The sequence below is a fragment of the Afipia sp. GW821-FHT04G03 genome (genome assembly GCF_059419985.1).
In genome coordinates, this window is sequence record NZ_JBWKSV010000001.1 from 1,893,289 (window position 1) to 1,909,359 (window position 16,071).

General features: G+C 54.8%; 17 protein-coding genes. 1 reads left to right on the plus strand and 16 read right to left on the minus strand.

From position 1 onward, the window contains the following. The first annotated feature begins 55 nt into the window (after positions 1-55). Positions 56-982 (plus strand): LysR family transcriptional regulator, encoded by a 927-nt coding sequence (locus AC07UB_RS08970; protein WP_492792321.1) that lies wholly within the window; start codon positions 56-58, stop codon positions 980-982. On the opposite strand, the gene AC07UB_RS08975 is transcribed toward AC07UB_RS08970, so the two are convergent. The 16 genes from AC07UB_RS08975 to AC07UB_RS09050 all read right to left on the minus strand — a co-directional run bounded on the left by AC07UB_RS08975 (position 979) and on the right by AC07UB_RS09050 (position 15,940). Further along, positions 979-1,713 (minus strand): ABC transporter ATP-binding protein, encoded by a 735-nt coding sequence (locus AC07UB_RS08975; RefSeq protein ID WP_492792320.1) that lies wholly within the window; start codon positions 1,711-1,713, stop codon positions 979-981. The two genes, AC07UB_RS08970 and AC07UB_RS08975, sit on opposite strands and share 4 nt — an antisense overlap. Further along, positions 1,703-2,434, minus strand: coding sequence for an ABC transporter ATP-binding protein (locus AC07UB_RS08980; RefSeq protein WP_492792319.1), 732 nt, complete (start codon positions 2,432-2,434; stop codon positions 1,703-1,705). Before AC07UB_RS08980 ends, AC07UB_RS08975 begins: the two co-directional genes overlap by 11 nt. Next, positions 2,431-3,420: a branched-chain amino acid ABC transporter permease gene (locus AC07UB_RS08985; protein ID WP_492792318.1), complete on the minus strand. Its 990-nt coding sequence runs from the start codon at positions 3,418-3,420 to the stop codon at positions 2,431-2,433. Before AC07UB_RS08985 ends, AC07UB_RS08980 begins: the two co-directional genes overlap by 4 nt. Next, on the minus strand, positions 3,417-4,289 hold the full coding sequence (locus AC07UB_RS08990) for a branched-chain amino acid ABC transporter permease (protein WP_492792317.1): 873 nt from the start codon (positions 4,287-4,289) through the stop codon (positions 3,417-3,419). Before AC07UB_RS08990 ends, AC07UB_RS08985 begins: the two co-directional genes overlap by 4 nt. Positions 4,290-4,369: 80 nt before the next feature. Then, positions 4,370-5,626: an amino acid ABC transporter substrate-binding protein gene (locus AC07UB_RS08995; RefSeq protein ID WP_492792316.1), complete on the minus strand. Its 1,257-nt coding sequence runs from the start codon at positions 5,624-5,626 to the stop codon at positions 4,370-4,372. 26 nt (positions 5,627-5,652) lie between these two features. Beyond that, entirely contained in the window at positions 5,653-8,040 is a 2,388-nt protein-coding gene (locus tag AC07UB_RS09000) for a xanthine dehydrogenase family protein molybdopterin-binding subunit (protein WP_494651317.1), read from the minus strand. After that, positions 8,033-8,515: a (2Fe-2S)-binding protein gene (locus AC07UB_RS09005; protein WP_494652637.1), complete on the minus strand. Its 483-nt coding sequence runs from the start codon at positions 8,513-8,515 to the stop codon at positions 8,033-8,035. Before AC07UB_RS09005 ends, AC07UB_RS09000 begins: the two co-directional genes overlap by 8 nt. A gap of 15 nt (positions 8,516-8,530) precedes the next feature. Next, a complete protein-coding gene (locus AC07UB_RS09010; RefSeq protein WP_492792314.1) occupies positions 8,531-9,403 on the minus strand; it encodes an FAD binding domain-containing protein in 873 nt (290 codons plus the stop codon). A gap of 15 nt (positions 9,404-9,418) precedes the next feature. Next, complete coding sequence (locus AC07UB_RS09015) at positions 9,419-10,351, minus strand: alpha/beta hydrolase (protein ID WP_494651316.1); 933 nt, start codon at positions 10,349-10,351, stop codon at positions 9,419-9,421. Between the two features lie 26 nt (positions 10,352-10,377). After that, a complete protein-coding gene (locus AC07UB_RS09020; protein ID WP_494651315.1) occupies positions 10,378-10,836 on the minus strand; it encodes an SRPBCC family protein in 459 nt (152 codons plus the stop codon). 34 nt (positions 10,837-10,870) lie between these two features. Next, on the minus strand, positions 10,871-11,641 hold the full coding sequence (locus tag AC07UB_RS09025; RefSeq protein ID WP_494651313.1) for an SDR family NAD(P)-dependent oxidoreductase: 771 nt from the start codon (positions 11,639-11,641) through the stop codon (positions 10,871-10,873). Further along, positions 11,638-12,945, minus strand: coding sequence for a histidinol dehydrogenase (gene hisD / locus AC07UB_RS09030; protein WP_492792310.1), 1,308 nt, complete (start codon positions 12,943-12,945; stop codon positions 11,638-11,640). Before hisD ends, AC07UB_RS09025 begins: the two co-directional genes overlap by 4 nt. 54 nt (positions 12,946-12,999) lie before the next feature. Beyond that, a complete protein-coding gene (locus tag AC07UB_RS09035; protein WP_492792309.1) occupies positions 13,000-13,956 on the minus strand; it encodes a cyclase family protein in 957 nt (318 codons plus the stop codon). A gap of 46 nt (positions 13,957-14,002) precedes the next feature. After that, the gene (locus tag AC07UB_RS09040; protein WP_492792308.1) at positions 14,003-14,299 is read right to left on the minus strand and encodes a hypothetical protein; all 297 of its coding nucleotides are present in this window, start codon (positions 14,297-14,299) and stop codon (positions 14,003-14,005) included. A gap of 401 nt (positions 14,300-14,700) precedes the next feature. Continuing rightward, a complete protein-coding gene (locus AC07UB_RS09045; RefSeq protein WP_492792307.1) occupies positions 14,701-14,844 on the minus strand; it encodes a hypothetical protein in 144 nt (47 codons plus the stop codon). A gap of 28 nt (positions 14,845-14,872) precedes the next feature. Beyond that, positions 14,873-15,940 (minus strand): phytoene desaturase family protein, encoded by a 1,068-nt coding sequence (locus AC07UB_RS09050; protein ID WP_492792306.1) that lies wholly within the window; start codon positions 15,938-15,940, stop codon positions 14,873-14,875. Positions 15,941-16,071 lie beyond the last annotated feature (131 nt).

The window sequence follows — 16,071 nt, forward strand, 5'->3', positions numbered from 1 at the left end:
AATGCGGGTCTCATAGTGCTAATTATGAGACGATCTTTCAAACGAGAAAATACTCATGAATTTAAGACAGATCCGCTACTTCCTCCAGGTGGCGGAACTCGGGAATTTGACGAGGGCGTCCGATGTTCTCAACATCGCGCAGCCGGCTCTGTCTCGCCAGATCCGACTTCTCGAAGAGGATCTCGGAGAATCCCTTTTCACTAGGTCCGGACAAGGAGTCGAATTAACGCAAGCTGGTCGGGCGCTGAAGGAGCACGCCGCCTCCGTTGTGAACCAATTTGATAAACTCCGCGAAGTTATCGGCGACCAATCCTCGCCTAGAGGTCATTTGACGGTTGGGCTGCCCCCCGCGATTGGTCAGTTCGTCAGCCTTGAATTGATTGACGAGTACTGCCGTCGATACACGGACGTGCATCTGCACGTCCGTGAAGGCATCAGCATTGATCTGGCAAGCGATGTACAGCAACGGAAGATCGACTGCGCTGTGGTTGTCTTGGATGATACACCCGGAGTAAATGCCGAACAGCTGTTCACGGAAGGCTTGTTCCTGGCGGCGCCGTCCTCCGCTGGGTTATCACCAAGCAATCCTGTCACCCTAAAAGCCGCTGAAAACAAGCCGCTTATTCTCACCAATAGAATGAATAACTTTCGTCTCGCAATCGAGGCTGCCTTTAAGCGCGCAGATATATCCATGCGCATACTCGCGGATAGCAACTCAACCCGCATGATTTCTAATTTGGTAACACGCGGAACCGCTTATAGCATCCTCCCCTACTGCGCCATCCAAGCATCACTGATGCAGGGCGACCTTTCGGCGAGTCCGATCGAAGGACTTCACGTGAACTGGGCCTTCATTCGCCCAGCGGCCGGAGAGCTGACCTTGCCCGCCAAACTCTTTCGGCAACTTCTACTGGATATCGTGCGGAAGAAAATTGAGAACGGTAGTTGGCCGAGCGCTATACTGGCCGAGACGCGTGACTAATGGGCACCCAGATATAGCTCGCTTATCAGATCACTGTTCTTCAGCTCAGCCGCACTTTCGGCTGCAAATGCAATATGCCCGTGCACCAAGACATAGCCGCGATCGGCTATCCGCAGAGCCTCTGCAAAGTTCTGCTCGGCCATTATAACGGTCAAGCCAAACTTCTTCTTTAGCTCACTTATCTTCGTTATGGCTTGAGTGACCATGATGGGAGCTAGTCCAACAGAGGGCTCGTCCACTAACAAAACCCTAGGGGAGGACATTAAGGCCCGGCCCAACGCCAGCATCTGCTGCTGACCGCCCGACATAGAGCCCGCAGGCTGTCGTCGCCGCTCCTTTAGAATGGGAAATGATTCGAAACAGTATTCTAGATTTTCTTGGGTTCGCTTACGTGCCGCTTTGCGATATGCACCGAGAAGAAGATTCTCTTCGACCGTTAGCAAAGGAAAGAGCCGGCGGCCCTCCGGGACTATGCTAATTCCTCGTTCAACGATCTGCTCCGTGGTGAGCCGAGACAGGTCAAACACGTCACCATCTATCTCTAAAGTCACCCGGCCAAGGGTCGGACGTACATCTCCGATTAAGCACTTCATCAAGGTGCTCTTACCGTTTCCATTGGTCCCCAGCAGGACTACCGTTTCCCCTTCGCGCACCTCCAGTGACAGGCCGTGCAGCACCTGCACTGGCCCGTATCCCGCGTGGAGGTCGCTGACGACGATCTTAACTGCCAAGGTAAGCCCTCCTGACTTCCGGATTCGCCATGACCTTTTCTGGAAGGTCATCGCAGATGATCTGCCCTGCGCTCAGGCAAACAATGCGTTGCGAGAACCGCATGACCGCCTGCATGATATGTTCAATCATGATGATGGTGATCCCTGCCGAGTTCAATTCGAGCAGGATATCCAGAATCTCGTTGACTTCTTTCATGGCCAGGCCGGCCATCGCCTCATCACAGATGAGCAGCTTCGGCCGCGCAGCTATTGCGCGCGCAAGCTCCAGCTTCCGCAGCTCGACTTGAGAAAGTTTGCCTGGATGAGCATGACTTCGATCATCAAGCCTCACACGACTTAAGATCTCGCTCGCCTCACGGTACACCGATTCCTCATTGGATGCATCGATCGACCCGTGGACGATATATTCCAGAGGTACCATGAGGTTCTCGACCACCGACATCGAGTGAAACGGTTGTGGAATCTGAAACGTTCGTGCAACACCCCTCTTCGCCCTTTGATGAGGCGCCAGCTTTGATATGCTTGAACCCTCGAACGCGATTTGCCCGGTATCGACTTCCAGAGCGCCGGAAATACAGTTGATCAGCGTCGTTTTTCCCGAACCATTCGGGCCGATGAGACCAAGCCGCTCACCGCTTGCGACGTTAAGATTGACATTGGACAGCGCCGTAAAGCCAAAGAATTTCTTTGTAACGTCCTGAACGTTCAGAAAGGCAGTCATCGCTTGATTAACCTTTCAGTCAAGCGCCGCGTCGATGATCTGGACGTCTGCCAGTCTCGAAACCAATGAACCAAGCCGACTAAGCCGGAAGGTGCGACAACTACAAAAACCATGAGTGATAAACCGACGATGAGGAGGTGCTTCTCGGGACTGGCCGAAACAGCAAATTGCTGGCTGGCAGAAATCAGAACGGCACCAATCGCGGGCCCCCACCATTTCGACATTCCCCCGATCACTGCCATGGAGAGCGCCATTACGGAGTAGTTAAGATTGAAAGCGGAGTGCGGCTCGATGAAACTGGAATACAAAGGTAACGTTGACCCAGCCATTGCCATAAGCCCTCCCGACAGCGCACAGGCTATTAGCTTCAGCCTCAGCGTAGGCACTCCCGAACATTCGGCGGCAATCTCGGCATCCCGCAATGCCTGCAACCCCCGTCCTAGCCAAGACGTTTGGACGTACCGCGCAACGGCGAGTGAAATGACCGCCAGGACCGTCATGACCACCAAAAGCATTTGCGTGTAGGTCTCAAATCCAAGCGGAATCGGAGGTCGAAGGATCTGCATACCCGTCGCTCCGCCAACGTAGCGCCAATTCAAGACAAACGTTTCGATGACAATAGCGACGGCAATCGTCGCGATCGAGAAAAAGATGCCCTTTAACCGAAGTGTTAAAAGTCCGACGCAAAGTCCCATAGCTGCGCCGATCAGCGCTGCACCGCTGATCTGCACAATCAGCGGAGCCTGAAACGTGAGCATAAGTACGAGGGCTGCATACGCGCCGGCGCCGAAGAAGGCGCCCGTCCCAAAGTTTACATATCCCGCATATCCCCCCAGCACATTCCAGGCCGTCGCGAGCACCACATACTGCAGGACGATATAGCTGACGTACAGGTAATACTCGTTGAGGCCGAGCGCTGGTAAAAGATAGGCGGCAACAGGAAGCGCAGTTGCCGCAATCCAGAAAGCGATAGAGCTCTTTTTCATCGGCCAAACAATCCTTGTGGACGAATCCCCAACACGAGGAGAAGGAGGCCATAGGCTACGGCGGGCGCCCATGAAGCTCCGAACATGGTAAGGACCAGGGATTCAATAACGCCGAGGATTATCCCGGCCACGAGCGTGCCGGTTACGCTGCCCAACCCAGCCAGCACCACGACACAGAATGTGCGGCCGATGTAGACGCGATCGAGACTGGGCTCGACCGGGCTGACAATTATCAGCAAAGCCCCGCCAATAGCCGCAACCGCGGTTGCTAGGCCAAAGGCCCATTGCTTTGTAAGTACAGGGTTGATGCCCACAATGCGCAACGCCCAGGCATCCTGCGCAACAGCTCGGATCGCCCGCCCCTGCATCGTATTTGATAGATAGAGATTCAAGATCAGGGTTGAACCGACCGCGACGAGCAGCGCCACGATCAGCCGCCACGGCAATCGCATCTCGCCCATAGCGAAACTATTGCCGACATACGCAGCGGTAGCGGTACGCTGGTCCAGGCCAAAAGCTATCGAGAGGAAAACTTGAACAAGAAACGCGATGCCGAAAAAGAAAGCGATGCCACGGACGCCCGCGTCGGCTCCGCGCTTTTCAAAAGCCTCGTAGTAAAATCGATAGACTAAGACTCCAAAGGCAAAAAACGGGAGGACGATCAGGAGAGCTGCGATGAGCGGATCGAAGCCGTAGGTCCCCAATAAAAAGACCATGTAGGCTGCAAGAACCAAAAAGGCCGCATGCGCAATATGCGGCACATCCAACAATCCGAACGCAATCGACAGCCCAAGGCTAAGTGCTCCGTAAAAACACCCAACCAGGACGCCGAATACAATTGCCTCAAATAGAAGGTCGAGTGAAATCATCAATGTTCTCCACATGGCTCCTTGCAGGCGACGAGTGTTGCTCGCCGCCCGTAAGCGCAAGGACCGTGTTGGTGGTGACGCTATCGCTTGCGTGCCTGCTGAAAAGACACGAACTCGCCTGTGCGAAATTCCTTGGGCTCAACGATCACCTGCTTGCCCGCTTGCCGGAATTGCTCGAGATCGTTGTCTTTAATATCGCGGAATTGAACCATGACGACGCGCGGGTTGGCCCACTCACCGTCCGGACCCCAGCGAATAGGTCCTACGATCGTGCTGACCTCGTTCTTCCGAAGATAGTCCGCGAGCACGTCATGCTTGAGGCTTTTGGTTGCCGTGACTGCGCGCTCTAAGATCTGAGCCGATGCGTACGCAAATGGAGCGACGTAATAACCTAGCGTTTCGACATTCGCGCCCGAAGCACGCTTGGCGAAGCGATCCAAGAAGTCTCGGATGCCTGGGAAGGCCATCGTGCTTTCCGGAACGTACGTATGATAATTTACGACGCCGTTCAGCTGTGATCCGAGCGTCTGCATCACCGACGCATACTGCAAGCCGACCATAGCGCCTCCAAAAAGCTTTACAGAGGAGCCTATCCCAATCTCGTTTACAGCGCGGATGATGGCAGTTGAGTCGGCAGGATATGACGCGACGAAGACCATATCTGGAGCCGCCGCGCGGATTGCCCTAATCATCGCCGAGAAATCGACCGTGGTAGGCGGATAGGATTGCTCGTAGACCGTCTCAAATCCCGCACTCTTTGACAGCGCCTTCGCGCCGCCAAGGATATTTTGTGAGAACTCTTGATCCGCGGCCAAGAACGCAATCTTTTTGACCCCGGCTTGCGTGCCGAGACGGAAATAGCCCCCTACCCAGCTTTCCGCGTCGCTCCACGGCGAATTGTTGAACCACATATCGTGTTTCGCCTTGGAGTTGATCTGGTAGCCGATGTGCCCGATCATCAACAATCGCCGCTCCTTCGCGGACGGCATGATAGCCGCTGCGGGGACCGTTCCATAAGGCGCGATGAGAAGATCTACCTTGTCTAGATCGACAAGCTTGGAGAGAATTCCCGGGGTCTGTGCGGGATTAGCCTGATCGTCGTATGCGACGATTTCAACCTTGCGTCCGAGCAGACCGCCGCGCCCGTTTACATCTTCCGCCCACATCTGAAGCGCAAGCTGCGACTGCCTTCCGCCGCTTGCAAGCGGACCTGAAAGGGCCATGCTCGTTCCGATTTTGATAGGGGCTCCTTGTGCCACCAGCTGGCTTGAAACGGTGAGTGCGCCCAGGCCGAGCCCCATTCCGTACAGAAAGCGTCGTTTTGAAACCTCTGTCATCTTATCCTCCCAGTTACTGTTGACGTTTAGTTTTTATCGGTCGAATTCAGCTCATCGAGCGCCGCCAATATTCGCTCGGGGGTCATTGGCATATGCCGCACGCGAACGCCGATGGCGTCGAATATCGCATTTGCAATTGCGGGGGCCGTCGGTGAGGTCGTCGCTTCCGAGAAGCCTTTTGCTTGATACGGCCCGTCAAACTGGGGGATCTCGACGATGTGCGTCGAGACGAAATCGTTTGACGGCGCATCCTTCGCGGTGAGGAAGCGATACGAGGAAAAATCAGCGTTGCGAATGCTACCCTCGCTCAGCTGGAATTCTTCCGACAGCGCCTGGCCAAGACCCATCGAAAGAGCCGCATGCATCTGGCCCTCGCAGGACATCGGATTGATGGCACGGCCAACGTCGTTCGCAATCGCTATCTTTTCGAGTTTGACTTCGCCGGTTTCGGTATTGACCGCGATTTCAACAGCCTGCGCCGCTCTCGTGCAGAACGAGAAGATTTTGCGCATTCCGTCGTCGGCGGCGTGACCAGTCTCTGGGTCAATTTTGCTCGATGGGACAGTGAACGTCGCCTTGCCAAGCAATTCGCCGCCTGTCGGGAGGAAAGAGCCCGTGAAGAACACCGTGCGGAAAAGTTCGCGGACGGCCATGAAGCGATCAGGATTATCCTTCACGAAGACCTTCATGCCGGCCAGATCAAGCTCTTCCGGGCTTGCTTGCATCACCTCAGCCGCCATCTTCAGTATCTGGCCCTTAACATCTTCGCAGGCCATTAGAACCGCATTGCCTGCGGCAAACGTGATACGGCTCGAGCCGGTCAGTTGGTCGTAAGGCGTGATCCAGGTATCGACTTCAGCCGTCTTCACCCTATCTGGACGAACTTTGAAGAATTCGGCCGCAATTTGGATAAGAGTCGTCGAACTACCCTGGCCGATGTTGCCGGCGCTGTGTCGAATTTCGACCGTCTCGTCATTGTGAATTTTCACGATCGCTGAGGAAGCCGATGGAGCGACGCTATCCTTGTTAGCAAAAGCGATGCCGCGTCCTCTTCGCCAAGGCCCCTTCCCTTCCCTGACAAGCGTGCCGTGCTGCTCGAGGCCTTTCTTTATCTCGTCGAGCAACTCGGATCCGGCGACTGAATGCTGAATCTCTCCTGCAGCGTTGATCTCACCTTCTACGAGAATGTTCTTTCTGCGGATCTCGTAGGTGTCCATTCCAATCGCACTAGCAAGTTCGTCGATATGCGATTCCAATGCAAAATGGATTTGCGTGTTACCAAATCCACGATAGGCAACGCCGGGCGGCTGGTTAGTGTAAACAACGTAATTGTCGAGCTTGAAGTTTGGAAACCGATATGAACCAAGCGGGCCATAGCTCGCCTGACGGGTAACCAGGAAGCCGTGCTGCGCGTAAGCGCCGCCGTTGACCAAGACAAACATTTCACAGGACGTGATCGTTCCGTCCTTTCGAACGCCCGATTTGATCTTCATATCGAAGGGATGCTGGACACCAGCCCAACACAGCGACTCCTCGCGGGTATAGACGATCTTGACAGGCCGATTGCCTGCAATGCGCGAGAGCACCGCGCAGAGACCCTCCGCCTTCATCTCGATCTTTCCGCCGAAGCCGCCACCCACGTATTTTGGAATGATCACGCGAATTCGCGAGTGCGGAATATCAAGCGCCTCGCTAATCTGGTTGAGCAGTGGGTAGGCAGCCTGAGATGACGACCAAACAGTAACGTTTCCATCCGCGTCCCACAGAGAGACCGAATTGTGTCTCTCCATGGGGGCGTGCCCCATCATCGCATTCGTATAGGTTCTTTCCAGGACAACGTCGGCCTCTTTGAACCCCTTTTCTACCTCACCGGTGCGAATGCGGTAGTAACCAAAGGCATTGGGATGTTTGGGGTTGTACTGCACCGGTCCAATCGGAACGCGCCGATACCTCTCCTGCTCTTCGTGAACAATCGCGGGCGGATTCGTCTTAAACGCTTCGTGTACGTCAAAGACCGCAGGAAGGTCTTCGTAATCGATTTCGATGAGATCGCAGGCTTGCTCCGCAATAGCTTCGCTATCTGCAGCCACGGCAACGACCGGTTCTCCGATATATCGAACCTTTCCCCGCGCAAGGAGGGGCTCGTCATAGCAGCCGAAGCCGAACAGCGTCTGCGGGCAATCCTTGTCAACAAGCACCGCGTGTACGCCGGCAAGACTTTGTGCGCGGCTAACGTCGATATTGATAATCTTTGCGTGTGGGCGGGTGCTTCTTTTGATCTTGGCCCACAGCATGCGGGGCATTTCAAGATCGATTGCATACTTTCCCAGGCCGGTGACTTTGCCATGCCCTTCTTCGCGGATGACGTTCTTTCCTAGAACCTCAAACTCTGCACTGTCCTTAATGTTATGCATTGGCCCCACTCCGAAGTTCCGCAGCTGCCGCGAGAATGGCTTCGACAATCTTCACGTAACCAGTGCAACGGCAGAAATTGCCGCGAATGGCGTCTCTCACCTCCGCCTCCGACGGGTCCGGATTTCTGCTAAGCAGCGCTTTCGCTGTTAAAATGAGGCCCGGCGAGCAAAAGCCGCACTGTACCGCGCCATGCTCCAAAAACCGGCGCTGAAGCGGATGCAACTCGGACCCGTTCGCGATCCCCTCGATCGTCGTCACGGCTTTGCCATCGACCTGCATCGCCAGCGTAAGACAAGAGCGTACTAGCTCGCCATCGACCATCACGGTGCAGGAACCGCAAACGCCCTCACCACATCCTTCTTTTGTACCGGTGAGGCCGATCCCCAGCCGTAAGACGTCAAGAAGAAGCTCGTTCGGCTCAATCTCCAGAACTTGCTTGCGGCCGTTGATCTCTATGTTAAGTGCTCTTCGCATTTTTTTCTCGCTCACCTAAGCGTGGCCAATGCGGCCGGCTGCAGCTTGAAGTGCATCGCGCACATAGACTGCAACAAGACGGCGTCGATATTCCGCGGATGCGTAGACATCGCTATCAGGAGCGCAATCCTCGGCAGCGATCAGTGCGGCATTGTGGATCGCTTTCTCGTCGAGTTTTGCACCAACCAGGGCTTTTTCAGCCCGCGTCAAGCGGATGGGCGTTTCGGCTGAGCCTGCCAGCGATATGCTGGCACTCGTACATCCCTTCCCATTGGCTGTGAGCGAAACACCAACCGCGATGAGCGGCGTTTCCATGGCAGCGCGCCCCGCGTGAGCAAGATAGGCCATACCGACCGGCTCCTTGGGTAGCGGTATCCTGATTTCGCGGACAAGTTCGGCCTCTTCGAGGGCCGTGGACATGTGACCGAGGAAGAACTTGTCGATTGGCAGCGTCCTCTCGCCTTTTGGATTCGAGATTACGAGCTCGGCGCCAAGTGCCAACAGGGCGGCTGAGGGATCACTGGCTGTATGACCTACACAAATGTTACCTACGACAGTTGCCCAGTTTCTCACCGCAGTCGTTGCGATGCGGGCAATGGCCTCAGAAAGCAAAGGCAATTTTTCCGCTACGTCGGACGACCTCAAAACGTCGGTAGACGTAGCGGTTGCGCCAATCTGCAGCACATCCTTGTCGCATTTTACGTATCGGAGCCCTGGAATCGATTTAACGTCGATCAGGCAATCAGGTGACATGATACGAAATTTCATGACGCGTAACAGCGACACGCCACCAGCAATTAGCTTCCCCCCGTCGGGATTCGCCGCCAAAGCTGCACAGGCCTCGCCTATGCTCTTTGGTGCCAGGTAATCGAACTTGGGTAGCGCCATGTCGCTCTCCTGTCGCTAGGCAACTTTCGCCGCGGTTACCGCTCCATCGGTCCTCGTAAGATGAGCGTTGAACCAACCGATGGTCTCTCGCATCACAACTTCATAGACCGGTGGATTCACGAACTCATAGACATCGTAGTGGTCCGCGTCGGGGATCGTAACGAGCTTCTTTGGCTCGTTCGCCTTTGCAAACATGGAGTAGCATTCATCGATTGGCACAAGGCCGTCCCGCTCCGTATGGATAAACAGAATCGGCCTGGGAGATATTGCGTGCACGTAATCTTCGGGAATGTGACGCATCGTAGCTTCGGCGTTTTCAAGAGGATAACCCTCGGCGTACCTTTCGGCCGCCTTCACCTTCTCCTGAATAACCTGTCGCGAGTGAGGGTCGCCTGGCATAAGTTCGGTCACATCAACACGGCGCGACTTTCCCGTAAGCACTCGCTGAACGCGGTCTTCAGCGAGAACGTTCTGAAACTTAAGCCATTCCCAATGCTTCCTTAGGCTCTTCATCCAGCGGTAGCCATTCGCCACCGGAACGACAGAAACTATGCATACAACGCGTTCATCGGTGGCCGCGGCCACGACCACATTACCCCCGCCGAACGACGTGCCGTAAAGTGCGATCTGGTTTGCATCTACCGATGGAATAGTGGTCATGTAAGTGACGGCGTTACGGATATCCTCGACCTGCTCCGTCGGCATCAAGCGCGCCACAATGCCCTCGCTCTTACCAAATCCACGGTGATCGAAAGTGAGCGCAACGTATCCGTGCTTCGCCAACCGTTCCGGAACGGGCAGCAGATAAACGTCTTTCATGCCCGTATAGCCGTGGCAGCAGATCACCGTGGGGCGCACTTCACCAGGCTTCAAATCATCGGGTTCATACAAGAGCCCGCTGAGCTTAAGACCTTCACTGTAAAATGAGACTTCCGTTACTTTGGCCATGGTCATACCTTTCTAAATTGCGCCGCTCAGGCTGCGTTCGCTTGAAGAGTAGCTAGAAGATTCTCGAAGAACCGATCGGCAATCTTCTTGCTTGTATTGGTGATCAGTCGCTGTCCCAGTTGCGCAATCTTTCCGTTAATGTTGGCATCTGCCTCATAGACGAGCTTTGTTCCGCCATTCTCGTCAGCAGTCAGCCTTACAAACGCTCCGCCCTTCGCAAATCCGGCGATGCCGCCGTCGCCCTCCCCGCTGATGCGGTAACCATTCGGCGGATCCTGATCTTCGAGCTTTACTTTGCCCCGGAATCGAGTTTTCAGCGGTCCCAGTTCGAGCCGGACTATTGCAGCAAAGATGCCGTCCTCCCGCTGTTCCAACTCTTCACAGCCCGGAATGCATTTGCGAAGAATCTCTGGATCGTTGAGCGCTGCATACACAGCGTCTTGCCCGATGGGCAGCTTGTATTCTCCAGAAATCAGAATCGCCATATTACCTCTCCGTCGTCCCAGACCTAAGTTCACGCTATTCAGCGGTCCAACCACCATCCAACATCAGGGACGATCCCGTCATCAGGCTTGATGCATCACTCGCTAGGAACACAAAGCCCCCCATTACGTCGTCCACGCGTCCCAGACGCTTGAGCTTTATCTTCTCCAGCACCTGGCGCCTGAAATCGACGTCGCTAAGGAATTCTCTGGTCATGGGTGTTTCGACAAACGTAGGGCAGATAGTATTGACGCGAATTCCGCGCGGCCCGAATTCAACCGCCATAGCCCTTGTCATCCCTTCAATCGCCCACTTCGAGGTGCAATAGAGAGTCCGATTGGCAGCGCCAACGTGCCCCATTTGTGATGAGACATTAATGATAGAGCCTGGCCGGTCCGCCGAAATCAACCGCTGGGCAAACAATCGGGCAGCAAAGAATGCAGCTTTGACATTGAGCCCCATAACAGCGTCGTAGTCGTCAACGGTGAGCTCAATCATAGATTTTGGCCGATTCATTCCTGCGTTGTTAACGAGAATGTCGTGAACCGGCTGAGCCTCGATTGCGCGAGTCAGTTGATCAATATCCGTTACGTCGATAGTGAGCGCCTCGGCCGAGCCCCCCACAAGCTTGATCGCCTCGACCGCATTATCCAGTTCCTTCGCCGTCCGCGACACAAGCGTGACATGCGCACCCGCCGTTGACAGAGCGACTGCAGCCGCTAGCCCTATCCCCCGGCCGGCACCTGTTATGAGAGCCCGCTTGTTATCGAGACGAAGCGACGGCGTGACTGGTAGAAACATTGTCATTCTGCAGCTGTCGCATAGGGAATGTTACGACCGCCATATCGGCGTACGCGCAGGTTTGCCTGTTCAGCGTGCCCAGCAAAACCTTCGAGCATGCTAAGGCGGGAACAATACTCCCCGATCTTTGCCGACGCTTGATCCGTGTCCACGCGCTGATACGTGCAGGTCTTTAGGAACTTTCCGACCCAAAGCCCCCCCGTGTATCGAGCAGCCTTCATCGTCGGAAGAGTGTGGTTGGTTCCGATCACCTTATCACCGAACGCGACATTCGTTCGCGGCCCGAGGAACAGGGCGCCATAGTTGGTCATATTCTCGAGGAAATAGTTGGGGTCTCTCGTCAACACCTGAACATGTTCCGAGGCAATCCTATCCGCCTCCTCGACCATTTCCCGGTCATCTTTGCAAAGGATCACCTCGCCGTAATCTTCCCAAGCACAACGGGCGACGTCTGCGGTCGGCAGGATCTTGAGCAAGCGTTCGATTTCGGCGAGAGTTTCCCTCGCCAATTTCTCGGATGTCGTCAGCAGAATGGCGGGCGAATTCGGTCCGTGCTCAGCTTGGCCGAGAAGATCGGTTGCACACATTTCGCCGTCGACGGAGTCATCTGCTATCACAAGTGTCTCAGTGGGACCGGCGAACAGGTCGATACCCACCCGCCCGTAGAGCTGTCGCTTCGCTTCGGCCACGAAGGCGTTGCCGGGGCCGACAAGCATGTCAACCGGATCGATTGTTTCAGTGCCTAAGGCAAACGCACCGACGGCCTGCACTCCACCTAGCGCGTAGATAACATCAGCGCCAGCGAGATACTGAGCTGCCACGATCGCGGGCGCAGGTTTTCCTTGAAATGGTGGCGCGCAGGTAATGACCCTATCTACCCCTGCGACACGCGCTGTGATGATCGACATGTGCGCTGAAGCTAGAAGTGGGTACTTGCCTCCCGGCACATAGCAGCCGACCGAATTGATCGGAATATTCTTGTGGCCTAGCCACACCCCGGGCAAAGTCTCGACCTCGAGATCCTGCATCGTCGCACGTTGATGTTGCGCGAAGTTACGAACCTGCTCTTGAGCAAACCGAATGTCGTCCAGATCGCGACTCGACAGCTGCGACACGCAATCTTTGATCTCTTTGTCCGTGAGACGGTAATCGTCGCGCGTCCACCCGTCGAACTTGGTGGATAGCTCGCGTACAGCAACGTTCCCTCTCTTCGCTATGTCGGCGAGAATTGACTCGACTGTCAGCCTGACCCGAGCGTCGTCTTCAGCTCGTGCTTCCGCATCTCGCCCCTTCTTTAATGACTTCACCATTTGAAATTGTCCTTCTAGCAGCGATGAAAATCGCGGCAGCTCTTCAGATCCGGGTCACTTGATAGCTTGAGGGTTAATTGGAGAGCCGGCTCCGCCCGGCAGATGTAACGGCGGAGCGCAGAAGAAAAATTCGTAGACTTTATCTTCCGCGCAATCGGCAGCGAGATCCTTCATGTAGAAGATCTCACCCATCGATATACCCATGGCCGGAATGACAACCCAGTGCCAGGGCTGGTTAGCCTGATCCGTTTCGTTAGGTCTAACCTCGCAACCCCAAGTATCACAGCAGATGCCAGCAACGTCTTTATCCCGCAGCCAGTAACACGTTTCAAAGGCCATACCGGGCGCGTCGCCGCCGGCGTAACCGGACCAATCCCCCTTCGCCAAGCATCGCTCCTGGTGGCCCGTGCGCACTAGGACGAAGTCACCCTTTCGAATTGATACACCTTGCGCCTTGGCACACCCGTCTAAATCTTCGTTCGTGATTCCGTAGCCGTCATCAAGACTTTCCTTACCCTTCCAACGCGCCACATCAAGCAGAACCCCACGACCGACCATCTTGTCGCGGGTATGCTCTATTCCGAGCTTTTTGGCTCCTCGGGCATCAACAAGTTTGGCGCTGTAGCCATTGTACATCTTGTCATCAATGAAGATGTGGCAAAGAGCGTCCCATTGCGTGGACGCTTGGCATGGCATGTTAATGGCATCGTCGGCATACCGAAGATAAGGATAAGGCTCGTCCTGGTTACCAGCGGCGGCATCTGTTCCAGTAGCGAGCATTGTATGGATCGGATTCCATCGGCCACCAAACAGACCCGACTGGATAGGCTCCTTAAGCGAAAGTCCAAGTGAGAATACCTTGCCCTTACGGATCAGCTTTGCAGCGCCAATGATGTCGCTTGGAGTAATATTATTAAGCGTGCCGATTTGGTCGTCATTGCCCCAACGCCCCCAATTGGAAAGCTTCGAGCTGGCTTCCCGTATAGCCTTCTGATTCACCGGTTCGCGCATGGTTGGTCCCTATACTTTTAAGGCGTGAGAAACTTGAGCTCGAGAATTAGAATTTTGCGGTGTTATCTATGGAGACTGGCACTTCGAAGATGGATAAAGTGGGAGGAGACCCATAGCGCTCGGTAAGTGTCTGCTTCCACTTGTCGTCGAAGAATGCGGTGACCTGCTCTCGCGAAGACCACATGTAGAATGCGCCAGCGCGTGTTTCACCATCGAACAGGTATTGCTTGCTAAGCAGCCCTGGCAGGCCGCAAAATCGCGGCGCGGACTGCTCGAAGGATTCTGCGATCTGCGGCAACGTTGTGCCGGACGGCACCCAGAACAGCACTAGGGCTGCGATCATAGCTTCCTCCTCCATGGCTAGCTGCAGCCGAATAGTTTCGGTCTTCTCAGCACCAGAATTTGACGTGTTGCAAAACCGTCAAATTTGATCGTGCTTACCTAGAGGAAAATAGCCTGTGTCGGCCAATACCTTTTGAGTAGGAGCCCATAACACAATTATATCGAAGCAAGGAGTGCTGCCCGCGCACAATGCGGTCATCAGAAACAAGAGCGACATACCCGCGCCAAAGAGCCGAATTTTACCGAAAGGAGGTTGAAATGGGTTGAGCAAACAGTGCAGGCGACGATGAACAGTCGTAGCGTAGGCGGATTGGCCTTTTGGTTTGTTTCTCCTACTAAACGCTATCGGATATATTTCTCTTTCAGTGATGACGCCGTTTACCGCAGGACGTCACGTGATGATCAATCACGCAAGAAGATGATGTGGCCTTGCAGTCCGTCGGAAGAAACCGCCAAACGCCATGCTTTTGTTGTCGGCGTACCTGATAGCAACTCGGCAAAGAATGGCACGTTCATCACCGGCTCAACCGCTTGATCGAAACGCAATGAGATGACTCATCTCTATAGTCCCGTATTATTGCGCGGAGCCGGATGACGCCCACCGCTGTTCAGACTTTTGTTGATCGAGCACGACGCCGGCGCCGATGTAGCCGGGTAAACCCGTGATATTGCCTCCCGGATGTGACGATGAACCGCACAAATAGAGATTCGTCAAAAACGTGCGGTAGTTTCCAGCTCCTTCAAACGGCCGGTTAAGTCCAACCTGCCCGTGTTTAAACGCGCCAATCAAAACATCGGATTCGTACATGTTCGGGTTATCGCGCTGTCTTGTATGGACTACGCGAGAATCTGTCGATCGTAGACCTGCGCAAGTTCGATGCGTAGTCGCACCACATGTCGAACATTCGTCGTGCGTGATTCGACTTCTCCGCAACCCAGTTCTCTGGATTACCGAGAAGTTTGTATGGCGTTTTCTCACACATGAACGCGGTCTGGTAGCCAGGCGGAGCTTGGGACGGATCCAGCGCTGTCGGTGTATCGCCCCAAAGAACCGAAGGACCGATTGTTCCATCATCATGGTGCGGTCGATGTCCATGATGACCATGAGCGATTTCTGCACTTCAGGGTGTTTGTCCGATACCTTGTATATCAGAGGCTCCTCCATATTCAGGTGAAGAGTGAATAGCGGTCCCAGCGTATTGCATTTGAAATTCTCCGCTTTCTTTTGCCAGCCAGCTGGCAGTTGCGAAGTTTCCATCAAGTCGAGAAACGTCAACTGTGGGTTGAGGCTTGGGACCACGAATTTTCCGGCTCGGATGATCTCGCCGCTGACGAGTTCGACGCCGATGGCATCTCCGTTCTCGATGAGAACACGTTTCACGGCTGCATTTGAACGCACAACCCCGCCGGCCTCTTCGATACATCTCGTCAAAGCCCTTGCGAGGGAAATTGCACCGCCTCGGCAAGTCTGAACTTTCGCGGGAGTCGCAAATAGCGACGGAAGATGATGACCGAAGCCCTTGGCCCGAAGATCGACTTCGCACATCCCATTAATGAAAAGGATGGCACCCTGGATCGCTGAATGATGGAACTCGCGCTTGACGAACTCATACGGCGATAACTCACTCACCTGAAGCAACAATCGCCCGTCTGCTGTTTTCTCCAGTTTCTCGCGGCGCGCTCCCGCAGACACGGGTGGCGACGATGCTTCCGGGCGGAGGATGTCCCGTGAGATCGGGATAAATCTGTCTCGCCAATATCTGAGCTTGTCCG